The organism is Streptomyces sp. SD15 (genome assembly GCF_054462255.1).
In genome coordinates this window covers 1-14,062 of the sequence record NZ_JBTLMO010000067.1, presented here as the reverse complement: position 1 = coordinate 14,062, position 14,062 = coordinate 1, and the positions used below count along the sequence as shown (strand labels likewise).

General features: G+C 70.9%; 11 protein-coding genes. 6 read left to right on the top strand and 5 right to left on the bottom strand.

Going from position 1 to position 14,062, the window contains the following annotated elements; genetic code table 11:
* Window positions 1–20 precede the first annotated feature (20 nt).
* From ACX28W_RS38705 to ACX28W_RS38690, 4 genes are all read right to left on the bottom strand, one after another.
* A complete protein-coding gene (locus ACX28W_RS38705) occupies window positions 21–1,553 on the bottom strand; it encodes a substrate-binding domain-containing protein (RefSeq protein ID WP_459004824.1) in 1,533 nt (510 codons plus the stop codon).
* Window positions 1,554–1,664: 111 nt separating this feature from the next.
* Window positions 1,665–3,587, bottom strand: coding sequence for a serine/threonine-protein kinase (locus tag ACX28W_RS38700; RefSeq protein ID WP_459004823.1), 1,923 nt, complete (start codon window positions 3,585–3,587; stop codon window positions 1,665–1,667).
* Window positions 3,588–3,665: 78 nt separating this feature from the next.
* Complete coding sequence (locus ACX28W_RS38695; protein ID WP_459004822.1) at window positions 3,666–4,199, bottom strand: MarR family winged helix-turn-helix transcriptional regulator; 534 nt, start codon at window positions 4,197–4,199, stop codon at window positions 3,666–3,668.
* A complete protein-coding gene (locus ACX28W_RS38690; protein ID WP_459004821.1) occupies window positions 4,196–4,837 on the bottom strand; it encodes a type 1 glutamine amidotransferase family protein in 642 nt (213 codons plus the stop codon). The genes ACX28W_RS38695 and ACX28W_RS38690 overlap by 4 nt, the downstream gene beginning before the upstream one ends.
* 187 nt (window positions 4,838–5,024) lie before the next feature.
* On the opposite strand from ACX28W_RS38690, the gene ACX28W_RS38685 reads away from it, so the two are divergent.
* The 5 genes from ACX28W_RS38685 to ACX28W_RS38665 all read left to right on the top strand — a co-directional run bounded on the left by ACX28W_RS38685 (window position 5,025) and on the right by ACX28W_RS38665 (window position 11,586).
* The gene (locus ACX28W_RS38685; protein ID WP_459004820.1) at window positions 5,025–6,380 is read left to right on the top strand and encodes an aminotransferase class III-fold pyridoxal phosphate-dependent enzyme; all 1,356 of its coding nucleotides are present in this window, start codon (window positions 5,025–5,027) and stop codon (window positions 6,378–6,380) included.
* 354 nt (window positions 6,381–6,734) lie between these two features.
* Window positions 6,735–7,430 carry a GntR family transcriptional regulator gene (locus tag ACX28W_RS38680; protein ID WP_459004819.1) on the top strand — a complete coding sequence of 232 codons (696 nt, stop codon included), beginning with the start codon at window positions 6,735–6,737 and terminating at the stop codon, window positions 7,428–7,430.
* Window positions 7,427–9,889: a glycosyltransferase gene (locus tag ACX28W_RS38675; protein ID WP_459004818.1), complete on the top strand. Its 2,463-nt coding sequence runs from the start codon at window positions 7,427–7,429 to the stop codon at window positions 9,887–9,889. Before ACX28W_RS38680 ends, ACX28W_RS38675 begins: the two co-directional genes overlap by 4 nt.
* A 200-nt stretch (window positions 9,890–10,089) precedes the next feature.
* A complete protein-coding gene (locus ACX28W_RS38670; RefSeq protein ID WP_459004817.1) occupies window positions 10,090–10,740 on the top strand; it encodes a hypothetical protein in 651 nt (216 codons plus the stop codon).
* Window positions 10,741–10,947: 207 nt separating this feature from the next.
* Window positions 10,948–11,586: a Uma2 family endonuclease gene (locus ACX28W_RS38665; RefSeq protein WP_459004816.1), complete on the top strand. Its 639-nt coding sequence runs from the start codon at window positions 10,948–10,950 to the stop codon at window positions 11,584–11,586.
* 96 nt (window positions 11,587–11,682) lie between these two features.
* On the opposite strand, the gene ACX28W_RS38660 is transcribed toward ACX28W_RS38665, so the two are convergent.
* Complete coding sequence (locus tag ACX28W_RS38660) at window positions 11,683–12,966, bottom strand: adenylosuccinate synthase (protein WP_459004815.1); 1,284 nt, start codon at window positions 12,964–12,966, stop codon at window positions 11,683–11,685.
* 191 nt (window positions 12,967–13,157) lie between these two features.
* Between ACX28W_RS38660 and ACX28W_RS38655 the strand changes: the two genes are divergently transcribed.
* Window positions 13,158–14,051 (top strand): diacylglycerol kinase, encoded by an 894-nt coding sequence (locus ACX28W_RS38655; RefSeq protein WP_459004813.1) that lies wholly within the window; start codon window positions 13,158–13,160, stop codon window positions 14,049–14,051.
* Window positions 14,052–14,062: the final 11 nt, after the last annotated feature.

Sequence of the window (14,062 nt, the reverse complement as noted above, 5' to 3'; positions counted from 1 at the left end):
GACCGGGGATCGGCCGGGGCTCAGCCGTCGCCGCAGATCTTCAAGCCCACCGGTGTCCCGCACGGCAGATGTCCGTGCGTACGGATCACGTCCTGGCCGCTGCCCCGGCTGATGTAGGCGAGGAAGCTGGAGGCGAGGGAGTCGGCGGGCGGCTGGCCGTAGGTGTAGGCGTACTCGATCTCGCGGTACGGGTAGTCGCCGGCGCCGTGCTCCAGCTGCTCCACGGACGGGCGGTGACCGTCGAGGGTGAGCCGGCGCAGGCCCTTGTATCCGGTGGCGAGGTTGAGTTCGCTGTAGCCGATCGCGCCGGGGAGCCGGGCCACGGTGCTCAGCACCTGGTCGGTGGAGTCGAGTTCGCAGCGCACCACGGGCGCCGTCACATCGTCCTTGCTGACGCAGTCCAGCGAGGAGTTGGCGATCTCGCCGCGCCCCAGCACCCGCCGCTGGAAGACCTGCCGGGTACCGGAGTTGGCGTCCCGGCTGACGAGCAGGACGGGGCGGTCGGGGCCGTCGAGCTGCTTCCAGTTCTTGATCTCGCCACGGTAGAGGCGGCGTACGTCCTTCAGCGACAGGTTCTTCACGGGGAGGTCGTCGTTGACGACCAGCGCGAACACCGAGACGGCGACCCGGTTCTCGCGCAGTTGCGGGTACCCGTTCGGCTTGGGTCCGTCGGAGAGGGCGACGACGGGCGGGGAGCCCTTCGTGGACTTGGCGCCCGCGTCGGCGAGTTCGCGCACTCCGGCCGTGCTGCCGTGCGGGTCGACCGTGATGTCGGAGCCCTCGCAGTCCTTCTCGTACTTCTTGGCCAGCTCACTCATCACGGGCGCGAAGGCCGTCGAGCCGGTGACGGTCAGCGTGCCCTGCTCGCAGCCGATCGGGGGCCGGGTGTCGTCACGGGTGACGATGATCGTGGCGAGCGTGACGACGCACACGGTCAGCAGCACGGTGATCAGCCGGGCCGCGCGGCTGAACAGCGGCGGCTGGTCGTCCGGTGTCGTACTGCGGTTGGGGCTGACCTCACCGTCCCGCAGCCCGCCGGTGAGCCGGATCGCGCAGCCCACGTCACCGCCCGACAGCAGCACGAGCAGCTTGAAGTGCTCGCCCCGGTTGAGCGGGACGCGCGGGATGCGCAGGGTGCTGCCCGCGTAGCTGAGGCCCGCGGCCGGGGTGAAGTGGTCCATGAGGTGGTCGGTGCCGGGCGGCTGGGTGACGGACACGCCACGGATGGTGCGGTCGGTGAACACCGCGGTCAGGCCGTGGCGTTCACGGCTCGTGTAGTCGTCGCCGGCGATGCTCTGCGAGCCGTCGTTCTCGATCCGCAGCAGCACGAGCGTGGCGTCCGCCATGCCGGGCGCCTCGTCGAACCACCCGAGCCGTGCGTTCGCACGCCCCGAACGCACGTCATCGCCTATCGGGTTGTCCATCTGCACCCGGTAGCCGATCCGCTTGCGCCGCGGCACCCGGCGCTCGTACCAGACCATCACCGCTGCGGAGACGACACCGATCACTGCGGTCCCGACGGCCACAATGTTCTCTGCGCTCAACCACTCCATCGTGAGCCACTCCCCCGAGCCCTACGGTGCGGTCACCGTACGGCTCGAGGCGGAAACATCCGGGATACGCCAGGTGAAGAACAGCGGCCTGTCACGGTAATTGACGTGTCGTCAGCTGCTCTTGGTGTAGGTCAGCGTTTCGCCCGAGTCCGTGTTCACCCGGCGCAGACGGCCGTCGGGCAGGAGGGTGACCTCGGAGGCGGCGCCCGGGGTGCAGGAGGAGATCGGTTCGCCGGTGGTGACCTCGGAGGGGCCGATCACCAGGGGGCCGTCGGCGCCGGGGTCGGCGGTCAGTTCGGCCTGGAAGACACAGTGGTACGTGGAGTCGCCGGACGGCCCGTCCGCGGTGAGGGAGAGGACCGTGTCGCCGACCTCGCCCTGCTGGATGGTCAGCCGGCGGGTGTTGTGGCCGGTCGCGTTGTCGATGGAGGAGTCCCAGGTGCCGAGGAACGCCTCCGGGATCGTGCCGTCCTGGGGTGCCTGCGAGGAGGGCGACTCGTCGGCGGTGGGCGACGCCTCGGGCGTGCTCGGGCCCGGCGTCGTGGGCCCGCTGGTGGCCGGGGACGGCTTGGAGTCGTCGGTGCTGTCGCCGCCGCCCTGCATCAGCGCGTAGACGGAGCCGCCGGCGCCCAGCGCGACGACCAGGGCCACGACGATCAGGGCGACGGTGGAGCGGCCGCTTCTGCGCGGGGGCTGGGGGGCGGGGGCGAGCCCGGGACCGTACGGCCCTCCCGGTCCGTACGGCGTTGTCGAGCCGTACGGAGGGGCGGCGGCGCCCCAGCCGTTGTGGGGACCGCTCTGGGGACCGTTCTGCGGATAGCCGTACGCGGGCGGGCCGGAGGGGCTGGGGTGCTGCTGGGGATAGCCGTACGCGGGGTGCGGTGCGGGCGGTGCGGCCGGCTGGGGCGGCTGGGAGGCGCCCGCGATCAGGGTGGGGAGGTGGTCCGAGGAGACCGGCTGCCCCGGCGCGGGCGGGGCGGTGCTTTCCTCGGCGGGGGTGGCGGCGTGCTCCGGGGCGACCTCGGGCGCGGGCGGCGCCGCGGGGGCCGGGGTGGGCGCCGGGGAAGGAACCGGGGCCGGAGCCTGGGCGGCCCGGAGAGGGGCCGGCGCCTCGTCCGGATCCTCGGTGTCCAGCAACTGCACCGCGTGCCGCCCCAGTTGGGCCACCAGCGCGCCCGGCAGCCACGGATCGCGGGTCCGCCCGTCCACGACGGTGTCGTCCGCGCCGGTGAACTCCAGGATCTCGTCCAGCGAGGGACGGGCCGCCGGGTCCTTGCGCAGACAGCGGCGTACGAGGTCGGCGAGGCCCTCCGGCACGCCCTCCAGGTCGGGATCCTCCTGCGCGATACGGAACATCATCGCGTGCACCCCGCTGCTCGCCGCCCCGAAGGGCAGCACACCCGTGGCGGCGTACGCGAGGACCGAGCCCAGGCAGAAGACGTCGCACGCGGGCGTGATGCGGTCGCCACGGACCTGCTCGGGCGCCATGAACCCGGGCGAGCCGACGAGGGCGCCGGTGCGGGTGAGACCGCCGTCGGTCACGGTCTCCAGGGCGCGCGCGATCCCGAAGTCGATGACGCGCGGACCGTCGATCGTCACCAGCACGTTGGAGGGCTTGAGGTCGCGGTGGATGAGCCCGGCGGCGTGGATGTCCTTGAGGGCGTGGGCGAGTCCGGCCGCGAGGATACGGACGGAGCGCTCGGGCAGCGCGCCGTGGTCGCGGCCGACGACGGCCTGGAGGGACGGTCCGGCGACGTAGCCGGTGGCCAGCCACGGGATCTCGGCCTCCGTGTCCGCGTCGAGCACGGGCGCGGTCCAGTGACCGCCGACCCGCCGCGCGGCCCCGACCTCCTGCCGGAAGCGCGCCCGGAACTCCTCCTGCTCGGCGAGCTGCCGCCGCACCAGCTTGACGGCGACCGTACGCCCCCGGTCGGACCGGGCGAGATACACGTGCCCCATCCCGCCGGCGCCGAGGCGCGCGAGCAACCGATACGCCCCGATCCGCTGCGGATCCCCTGGCCCCAGCTTCTCCATCGCCGCGCCGCCCTCCCCCGTACGTGTGCAACGGACCGAGGATAGTTCGGCCGTACGGGGAGGTGGGTTGGGTGGTGTCTACGGTTCCGTAACAGTGGTTGCCGCTTCGGTGGGCGTTTTGGTTGCCGCTTCGGTGGGCGTTTTGGTGGGGTGCGTCGCGATGTCGTCGAGCGCCGCCGACAGGCGCTCCAGCACCCGTACCGTCTCGGCGAATCCGTCCTTGCCAAGAGCGTCCGCGAGGCGGTCGGCGAGGGCCGCGTGGCCCGGGTCGACCCTGGCCACGGCGGCGCGTCCGGCCTCGGTCGGGGAGAGCAGCTTGGCGCGGCGGTGGGCGGGATTGGGCAGGTACGCGGCCAGCCCCCTCTCGACCAGCAGGTCGGCGACCCGCTGCACGCTCTGCCGGGTGATGCCCATGACACGGGCGATCCCGGAGACGGGGAGCGGTTCGGTCAGCACCGCGCCGAGCACTTGCCACCAGGCGGCGGTCAGCCCGGCGGGGCGGGCCAGCTCGTCGGCGACGGAGAGGAACTGGCCGTTGAGCCGGAAGACACCGAGGGCGCTGCGGCTGAGGAGGTCCTGGTGTTCGCGGCGCTCCCGCTGCTCCCGGCTCACTGTCCGGCCTGTTCGAGCACGGCGTACGCCTCCGGGTCCGAGTCGTGGAACAGCCGGTACCAGGCGTCGAGCACCTCGCCCTCGTACACACCGAGGAGCCGGAAGACCTCGCGGGCGAAGGCGACGGGTTCGGTCGGGCCGGCGGTGACCAGGTTGCCGTCGGTGACGGCGTCGGTGTCGACGTACCGCTCGCCGCCCTTGTATCCGGTGGCGGCGAGGTAGAAGGACACGGCGCTGGTGTGGGCGCGGTCGTCGAGCAGGCCCTCGCGGGCGAGCCCGGCGGTGGCTCCGCAGATCGCGGCGACGGGCACCCCGGCGTCGAGGAACTCCCGTGCCTTGCGGGCGAACGGGGCGAGGTCGTCGGTCGTGTCCCAGAGGTCGGCGCCGGTGAGGACGAGCAGCGAGCTGTCCTCGGGGCGGACCTCGTCGAGGGCGAGGTCGGGCTGGACGCGGAGTCCGCCCGTGGTCGTCACCGGCTCGCGGGTGGGGCCGACCGTGCGGATTCGGTGACCGGCGCGGGCGAGGTACGCGGTGGTGTGGCCCGTCTCCCAGTCGGCGAAGGTGTCGTAGACGGCGAGGTGCACGGGGTTCGGCTCGGGGCTGGGGCTGGGGCTGGGGCTGGGGTTGGTGGCGCTCATGGCTCCTCCTCGGACTGCCTGAAGCTGCTCATGCCGGCTTCTTATGTCAGCAGGCTGTCATTTCGACAGCATGCTGTCAATAGTCGCTCTTCTCGTCTCCACGCCCGACACACTGTCGTGGAAAGCCCCGGACCACAGACAGGACGCCGATGTCGCGCCCGACCCGCGCCCCCCTACGCTTCGGCGCATGACCCCTCAGCCCAACCCCCAGGTCGGCGCCGCCGTGAAGGCCGCGGACCGCGCGCATGTGTTCCACTCCTGGTCCGCGCAGGAGCTCATCGACCCGCTCGCCGTCGCCGGCGCGGAGGGGTCGTACTTCTGGGACTACGAAGGCAACCGGTATCTGGACTTCACCAGCGGGCTCGTCTTCACCAACATCGGCTACCAGCACCCGAAGGTCGTCGCCGCGATCCAGGAGCAGGCGGCCACCCTGTCGACGTTCGCGCCCGCCTTCGCGATCGAGGCGCGGTCGGAGGCGGCCCGGCTGATCGCCGAGCGGACCCCGGGCGACCTGGACAAGATCTTCTTCACCAACGGCGGGGCCGAGGCCGTCGAGAACGCCACGCGGATGGCCCGGCTGCACACCGGCCGACCGAAGGTCCTTTCGGCGTACCGCTCCTACCACGGTGCCACCGCCGCCGCGATCAACCTCACCGGTGACCCGCGGCGCTGGCCCAACGACAGCGGCGCGGCCGGTGTCGTCCACTTCTGGGCGCCGTTCCTGTACCGGTCGCCTTTCCACTCCGAGAGTGAGAGGCAGGAGGCCGAGCGGGCCCTCCAGCACCTCGAGGACACGATCGTGTTCGAGGGGCCGGGGACGATAGCCGCGGTGATCCTGGAGACGATTCCGGGCACGGCCGGCATCATGACGCCGCCGCCCGGATATCTCGCCGGGGTGCGGGAGATCTGCGACCGGTACGGAATCGTCTTCATCCTGGACGAGGTCATGGCCGGGTTCGGCCGCACCGGCAAGTGGTTCGCGGCCGACCACTACGACGTCACGCCCGACCTGATGACCTTCGCGAAGGGCGTGAACTCCGGCTACGTGCCGCTGGGCGGCGTGGCGATCTCGGCGGCGATCGCGGAGACCTTCGCCCGCCGGCCCTACCCCGGTGGGCTCACCTACTCCGGGCATCCGCTGGCCTGTGCCGCCGCCGTGGCCACCATCAACGTGATGGAGGAGGAGGGCATCGTCGACCAGGCCGCCCGTATCGGCGAGACGGTGCTCGGGCCCGGGCTGCGGGAGCTTGCCTCCCGGCATCCCAGCGTGGGCGAGGTGCGCGGTACGGGGGTGTTCTGGGCGTTGGAGCTGGTCAGGGACCGGTCGACGCGGGAGCCGCTCGTGCCCTACAACGCTGCCGGGGAGGCGAATGCGCCGATGGCCGCGTTCGGGGCTGCCGCCAAGGCGAACGGTCTGTGGCCGTTCATCAACATGAACCGGACCCATGTCGTGCCTCCGTGCAACGTCACCGAGGCCGAGGCGAAGGAGGGCCTCGCGGCCCTGGATGTGGCGCTGTCGGTGGCCGACGAACACACGGTGTGACACCCCGGGGGTTTCTCGCCCCCGCCGCCCCTACCCGTCCCGTCCCCGGGGGCTCCGCCCCCGGACCCCCGGCTGGTGGTTCTTTGGCTGCGGGAGGGTGGGGGCTGGGCGCGCAGTTCCCCGCGCCCCTGGGTGTCTCAGCCCGTCCGGCGTTTGGAGGACGAGGCCGTTCAGGCCGAAGTGGGGGTCTGGGGGCGGCAGCCCCCAGGTACGGATGGGACGGGTAGGGGCGGCGGAGGCGAAAACCTCTTCGAGGGAACCCCACCCCGTAAGGTGACGTGTTCATAGGGGAAGCACACGCACGTGCACCCGTACGCGAAGCACCCGTACGCGAGGGATGGGGAACAAGAGACGATGCCCGGCCCCGGCGGCAACGGCGCCGTAACCCGCAGCACCCTGCGGCAGCAGATAGCGGACGCCCTCCGCGACGAGGTGCTGGCCGGCCGCCTCCAGCCCGGGCAGGAGTTCACGGTGAAGGAGATAGCCGAGCAGTACGGCGTCTCCGCGACCCCGGTCAGGGAGGCACTGGTCGACCTGTCGGCGCAGGGCCTCCTGGAGGCGGACCAGCACCGCGGCTTCCGCGTGCACGAATACTCGTCGACCGACTACCGCGGCATGATCGAGGCCCGCAGCCTGGTCACGGACGGCATGTTCCACAGCCTCGCCGCCGGCGCGATGAAACAGATCGACGATCCCCGCGCCCGCACCGCCCTCGCGGCCGTCCGCCGCCGCGGCGAGGAGGCAGGGCGCGCCGCCTGCGCCGGCGACCTGAACATCCTCATCGGCTACGACCTCCGCTTCTGGCGCGAGCTCAGCGGCCTCTTCGGCAACCCCTACCTCACCGACTTCCTGCACCGCCTGCGCGTCCAGTCCTGGGTGTGCGCGGTGCAGCACCTGAGCCGGGTGGACGACCTGAAGGGCCACCTGTGGTCGGGTCACACGGAGTTCGTGGACGCGCTCGCGCGCCGCGACCCGGACGCGGCGCACGCGATCATCACCGAGTACAACGCCCACTCCATAGCCCTCATCGAGCGCCTGGCCGCCGGATGAGCGCGACCCACGCCGCCGACGTCATAGAGGACATGCCGGCCACTGCCATAGACCTGACGGTCGTCGTACCCGCCTACAACGAAGAGCGCCGCCTCGCCCCGACCCTCGACGCGATCGTCACGCACCTGAGCGAGAACGAGAGCCGGTTCGGCGAGTGGGAGCTCATCGTCGTGGACGACGGGTCGACGGACGGGACCAGGGACGTCGTCGCCGCCGTCACCGCCCGCGACCGCCGCGTCCAGCTCGTCACCAGCCCCCGCAACCGCGGCAAGGGCCACGCCCTACGGCTGGGCGTGCTCGCCTCGTACGGCCGCCGGATCCTGGTCACGGACGCCGACCTGGCCGCGCCGATCGAGGAGCTGGAGCAGCTCGACAAGGCGCTCACCGAGGGACACTCGGCCGCGATCGGTTCGCGCGCCACGCCCGGCTCGACGATCGAGCGGCACCAGCACCTCCTGCGGGAGCTGCTCGGCCGCGCGGGCAACTTCCTCATACGCCGGGTCGCGGTGCCCGGCATACGCGACACCCAGTGCGGCTTCAAGCTCTTCGACGGGGACCGGGCACGCGAGGCATTCGGTGCGTCCCGGCTCAACGGGTGGGGCATCGACGTCGAGGTACTGCAGCACTTCCGCCGGTCCGGCTGGCCGGTCGCCGAGGTCCCGGTCCGCTGGGCCCATCAGCCCGGCTCGAAGGTACGGCCCCTCGACTACGGCCGCGTCCTCGCCGAACTGACCCTCCTGAAGGCGCGGGCCGTACGCCCCGCCGATCTCCTCGCGGCCACCCTCTTCCTCCTGATGGCGGTCGTCCTCTACTCCGGCCGCTGGGCGGACCCGAACAACCGCTACCTCCCGGACTCACTGCAGGACCAGAACCAGTGGGAGTGGTTCTTCACGGTCACGGCCGACAACGTCCGCCACCTCCACAACCCCCTCTTCACCACCTTCCAGAACTTCCCGGACGGCGTGAACCTCATGGCCAACACGGTCATGCTGGGCCTGTCCGTCCCCTTGGCGCCGATCACCCTCCTCTTCGGCCCGGCGATCGCCCTGAGCCTGGTCATGACCCTGGGCCTGGCCGCGACCGGCGCCGCCTGGTACTGGCTGATCGTCAAGCACGTCGTACGGCACCGGGGCGCGGCCTTCGTCGGCGCGGCGCTCGCCGCCTTCGCTCCCCCGATGGTCAGCCACGCCAACGCGCACCCGAACTTCATGATCCTGTTCATGATCCCGCTGATCATCGACCGTGCGCTGCGCCTGTGCACGGGCGCGCGGGTCGTCCGGGACGGGATCGTGCTCGGGCTGATGGCGACGTACCAGATCTTCCTCGGCGAGGAACCGCTGCTGCTCGCGGCGATGGGCATGGTGCTGTTCGCGCTCGGCTACGCCGTCGTACGCCGCGAGGTGGCTGAGGAGGCGTGGCGTCCGCTGCTGAAGGGGCTGGCGGTGGCGGGGGCCGTGTGTCTGCCTCTCGTCGCCTTTCCGCTGTACTGGCAGTTCGCCGGGCCGCAGAGCTACAAGAGCGTCCTGCACGGCGACAACGCCGGCAACAGTCCGCTGGCCCTGATCTCCTTCGCCGAGCGCTCACTCCTCGCCGGGAACGCGGAGAACGCGAACGCGCTCTCCCTGAACCCCACCGAGCAGAACGCCTTCTACGGCTGGCCGCTGGCCGCGTTCATCTTCGCGGTCGTCATACGGCTGTGGGAGCGGGCCGTGGTGAAGGCGCTCGCGTTCACCGTCCTGGCCGCGGCGCTCCTCTCCCTCGGCCCCAAGTTCCGTATCCCGCTGACGGACACCGTGCTGCCCGGGCCCTGGGCCCTGGTGTCCGACAAACCCCTCTTCGAGTCCGTCATCGAGGGGCGGGTCGCGATGATCTGCGCGCCCGCGCTGGGAATGCTGGTGGCGCTGGCCATCGAGCGGCTGCTGCGGGCGCGGGGCGCCGCCACGCAGTACTTCGGCGCGCTGGCCGTCGCCGCCGCGCTGCTCCCCCTCGTCCCCGCCCCGCTGAAGACGGTGGACCGCGTCGCGGTGCCCGCCTTCTTCACCGACGGGACGTGGAAGTCGTACGTCGGCGAGGGCGAGTCGCTCGTGCCGGTGCCGCTGCCGGACCCGGGCAACGCGGAGGCGCTGCACTGGCAGACCGCGGCGGACCTGGGCTTCAAGCTCCCCGGGGGCTACTTCAACGGCCCGTACGGCGAGGACCGCGTCGGCATCTACGGCGCCTCGCCCCGCCACACCTCCAACCTTCTGCGCGACGTACGATATTCGGGCACCGTCCCGGTGATCGGCGAGAGCTGGCAGGCGCAGGCCCGTAAGGACTTCGCGTTCTGGAAGGCGGGCGCGCTGGTGCTGGCCCCGGGGACCAACCAGGACGAGCTGCGGGTGACGGTGGACAAGCTGGTGGGGCGGCCCGGCAAGTGGACGCACGGGGTCTGGGTATGGGATCTGCACGACGGGAAGTGACCGCACCGGATCGCACCCGACGTCGTACCCGACACGCACCCGACGTCGCACCCGACATCGCACCCGAAGTGAACACACCCGAGGGGGACCGGGCGAGCTCCCCACCCATTACGCTTCCCTGACCATCGTGCCGGTGCCGGTGTAGCTGCCGGTACCGGTGCCGCTGCCACTGCCGCACAAGGAGCTAGAGGAGCCGTCTGTTGGCCTGTGATCTGTGGCTGGTCCCGCTCGTCGACGTGTTGTGCCACACCCCCGACAACCCCTTCGCCGAGGAACTGGCGCTCTACGACAAGGCGCTGAGCGAGGCCGGGCTCCCGCCGGTCCCGGTGTACGCGTACATGCCGGGACTGTCCGGCGAGGTGGCCCCGGTCGCGGGCTTCGACTACGACGCGCTGCACTTCCTGCGCCGCGCGTATCTGCTCCAGATGTGCGGCCTCGCGGTGACCCCGGTGGACGAACTGGGCGGCGACTACGAGCAGTTGCTGGAGATGTTCGAGACGAACGCCCAGCAGTCGCACCTCGTCTGGCACTACGACCACGCGGGCGCGTACGTCCCGGTCGACTTCCCGCACCCGCTCGCCAACGACGAACTCCTCGCGGGAGGCGGCCCCCTGGGCTCCTCCCAGACGCTGCTGCGCGAACTCGAGTTCGTGGCCCCGTCGATCGGCATCGACCCGGCGAACCCACCCGTGCCCCCGGAGGCCCCGCTCGCCCCCACCTCCCTGGAGGAACCGGCGGCCCCCGGCCCGTACGACGCGAGCCCCTTCGCCCGCGAACGCCACGTCTGGCTGGGCCTGCACGCGGCGGCCACCCGAAGCCTCGCCCAGGGCTCGATGATCATCTTCAGCTAGGACCTGCCCTGGGCCCGTCCCGGCAGACGGCGGCACCGAGCCCACGCCGTCGCCTGCCGGGCTCGCTTCGAGGTTCACGGTCGACATCCCGGGGTGGAGACATGGGCCGAGACGCCGATGAGATTTACATATCTCTCAGTAAGCGGGTGACTACAGCGCGTTCTACAATGCGTTCCGGATGGCGCTGCACCATAAAGGGGACGCACGATGTCACTGATGCTGGAACGGCCGACAACAAGCGGCACCGATCCCCACAGCTTCGAGGCCCTGCTCGACGCCCTCGACGAGCTGCGCATGCCGGCCGGCTACAAGGCCGAGATCATCAGAGGGAACATCGTCGTGTCGCCGTCGTCGAAGGCGTACCACCTGGACGTCATGGACCTGGTCTGCGACCAGCTGCGCCCCCACCTGCCGGAGGGGCACCGCATCGGCTCATCGCCCGCGCTGTACGTGTTTCCCGGAGTCGAGCGGGCTTACGGCCCCGACATCCACTCCGCCCACCGGCAGACCCGGCGGACCACCACCAACCTCCTGGACGGCGAAGGCCTCTCCTTCGTCGCCGAGCTGACCTCCTCCCCCACCCGCGAGGACGACCTGCCCGACAAGGTCGACACCTACGGCAAGGCGGGCGTCCCCCTGTACCTGATCCTCGACATGCAGGAGGAGGAGGCCACCGTCCTGTGGGGACCTTCCCCCAAGGGGTACGAGGGCAGCTTCACCAAGCCGTTCGGTGAGGAGCTCCACATCCCCGCCCCGTTCGACTGCACCCTCGACACCAGCGGATTCCACCCCCCGCACGAGCCTTGCGCGAACGCCGAGAGCGCCGAGACGCCACCGGCCCGGTAGTCCCCCTACTTCGCGATGGGCGCACTCGGGCCACATCCAAGGGCGTCGTACGCCCAGAATGTGGCCCACATGCGCCAATCCCTCCCTGCCGGGAGGTCAGATGAACGAGTTGATCTCGATCGTTTCGTCGCGGCCGGGGCCTACGCCGATCGCGGAGATCGGCGCGCCGGACATCTCCTCCAGCGCCTTCACATAGTCCTGGGCGTTCTTCGGGAGGTCGGAGAAGGACTTCGCCTTGGTGATGTCCTCGGACCAGCCCGGGAGGGTCTCGTAGACCGGCTTCGCGTGGTGGAAGTCGCTCTGGGAGTACGGGAGTTCCTCGACGCGCTTGCCGTCGATCTCGTACGCCACGCAGACCGGGATCTCCTCCCAGCCGGTGAGGACGTCCAGCTTGGTGAGGAAGAAGTCGGTCAGGCCGTTGACGCGGGTCGCGTAGCGGGCGATGACGGCGTCGAACCAACCGCAGCGGCGGTCACGGCCCGTCGTCACACCCCGCTCGCCACCGATGCGGCGCAGTGCCTCACCGTCCGCGTCGAAGAGCTCCGTGGGGAACGGGCCCGAGCCGACACGGGTCGTGTACGCCTTGAGGATGCCGATGACCCGGCTGATCTTGGTCGGGCCGACACCCGCGCCCGTGCAGGCGCCGCCCGCGGTCGGGTTCGAGGAGGTGACGAAGGGGTACGTGCCGTGGTCGATGTCCAGCAGCGTGCCCTGGCCGCCCTCGAAGAGCACGACCTTGTCCTGCTCAAGGGCCTGGTTGAGGATCAGGACGGTGTCCGCGACGTACGGCTTCAGCCGGTCCGCGTAGCCCAGCAGCTCCTCGACGACCTGGCCCGCCTCGATGGCGCGGCGGTTGTAGAGCTTGGTGAGCAGCTGGTTCTTGACGTCGAGGGCCGCTTCGACCTTCTGCGTCAGGATCGACTCGTCGTACAGGTCCTGGATGCGGATACCGACGCGGTTGATCTTGTCCGCGTAGGTGGGGCCGATACCGCGCCCGGTCGTGCCGATCTTCCGCTTACCGAGGAACCGTTCCGTCACCTTGTCGACGGTGACGTTGTACGGCGTGATGATGTGCGCGTTTCCGCTGATCAGGAGCTTGGAGGTGTCGACGCCGCGCTCGTTGAGTCCGTTCAGCTCGGAGAACAGGACCGACGGGTCGACGACGACTCCGTTTCCGATCACCGGAGTGCACTCCGGTGTGAGGATTCCGGAAGGGAGGAGGTGGAGGGCGTACTTCTGATCGCCCACGACTACCGTGTGGCCGGCGTTGTTGCCGCCCTGGTAGCGCACCACATAGTCCACGGATCCACCGAGCAGGTCGGTGGCCTTTCCCTTGCCTTCGTCACCCCACTGAGCACCGAGCAGCACAAGTGCGGGCACAGGCGTACACCCCTTCCGGGCGGGGCATGTCCAAGGTCGGGGACGTACGCGGCTGATTCTTGGTACGGCTGCGTACGCCGGCGACCTCCTTTGGCCGCGACCGTCGGACCGGATGCCCCGGAATAGACGAAGCCCCTGGCGCAATAGCGCAAGGGGCTCTTGCACAAAGATGCTACCCGAGGAAACGAGGCATGACCGAGGTGGCGGCTTCCGACCAGCTCCTGGTGGTCATCGACCCGATCGCCCGTCGCCATGACGGTGAGGCGGTGCGGATCGCAAAAGACGTGCTCAGCGCGGGTGCGGCCACGAAAGTGTGCCTGCCGGACGGGCCTGAGGAATTTGCCCGGGCACTGGCCCGGAGAGGAGGTCGGCGACCTGTCGTCGTCGGCGACGATCGGGCGCTTTTGCGAGCTGTGTCTCATTTGCACCGACGGCGGGAACTCGCCATGTGCGGGCTCTCGCTGGTGCCTGTGGGCGCTGCGGTGTCGCTCGCGCGGGCGCTGGGGGTGCCGACGGGGGCCGTGGCCGGGGCGCGGGCCGTGCTCGACGGGGCCGAGCGGCGGCTCGACCTGCTCGTCGACGACAGTGACGGGGTGGTGCTGGGCGCGTTGCGGATTCCGGCGGTGGCGTCGTCGGCAGAGGCTTCGAGGGGTTCGGCGTCGGTTCATGAAGGGGCCGGTGACGGGGCCGGTGACGGGGCCGGTGTGGGGGCGCATGCGTGGCTGCGGACCTGCCAGTCGCTCGTCCGCACGCTGGTCGCCGCCCGGCCGGCACGGGTGGCGTCGTCCGTGCCCGGGCCCGGGCCGGCGCGGCTGCGGGTCGAGGTCGACGGGGTCACGGTGGTCGACCTGGATCAGCCCGTGGCGGGGCTGTCCGTGACTCCGGGGGCGCTGGGGGGTGCGGAGGTGGTGGTGCGGCCGGTGTCCGTGGGGGCGGAGGCTTCGCCGCTGGTGGTGGTGGGGCGGCGGGTCACTGTGTCCGGGGCGGACTTTCGGTATCGGGCGGATTCGGTGGTTGCGGGGCCTGTACGGACTCGGACGTGGATGGTTCGGGAGGGGGGATGGGGGCTTACGTTGCCGAGGTGAGGGGCGGCGTG

Excerpts from the sequence above, each read along its gene's own strand:
- ACX28W_RS38705 (WP_459004824.1), bottom strand. The coding sequence starts at position 1,553 with ATGGAGTGGTTGAGCGCAGAGAACATTGTGGCCGTCGGGACCGCAGTG.
- ACX28W_RS38700 (WP_459004823.1), bottom strand. The coding sequence starts at position 3,587 with ATGGAGAAGCTGGGGCCAGGGGATCCGCAGCGGATCGGGGCGTATCGG.
- ACX28W_RS38690 (WP_459004821.1), bottom strand. The coding sequence starts at position 4,837 with ATGAGCGCCACCAACCCCAGCCCCAGCCCCAGCCCCAGCCCCGAGCCG.
- ACX28W_RS38685 (WP_459004820.1), top strand. The coding sequence starts at position 5,025 with ATGACCCCTCAGCCCAACCCCCAGGTCGGCGCCGCCGTGAAGGCCGCG.
- ACX28W_RS38680 (WP_459004819.1), top strand. The coding sequence starts at position 6,735 with ATGCCCGGCCCCGGCGGCAACGGCGCCGTAACCCGCAGCACCCTGCGG.
- ACX28W_RS38675 (WP_459004818.1), top strand. The coding sequence starts at position 7,427 with ATGAGCGCGACCCACGCCGCCGACGTCATAGAGGACATGCCGGCCACT.
- ACX28W_RS38665 (WP_459004816.1), top strand. The coding sequence starts at position 10,948 with ATGTCACTGATGCTGGAACGGCCGACAACAAGCGGCACCGATCCCCAC.
- ACX28W_RS38655 (WP_459004813.1), top strand. The coding sequence starts at position 13,158 with ATGACCGAGGTGGCGGCTTCCGACCAGCTCCTGGTGGTCATCGACCCG.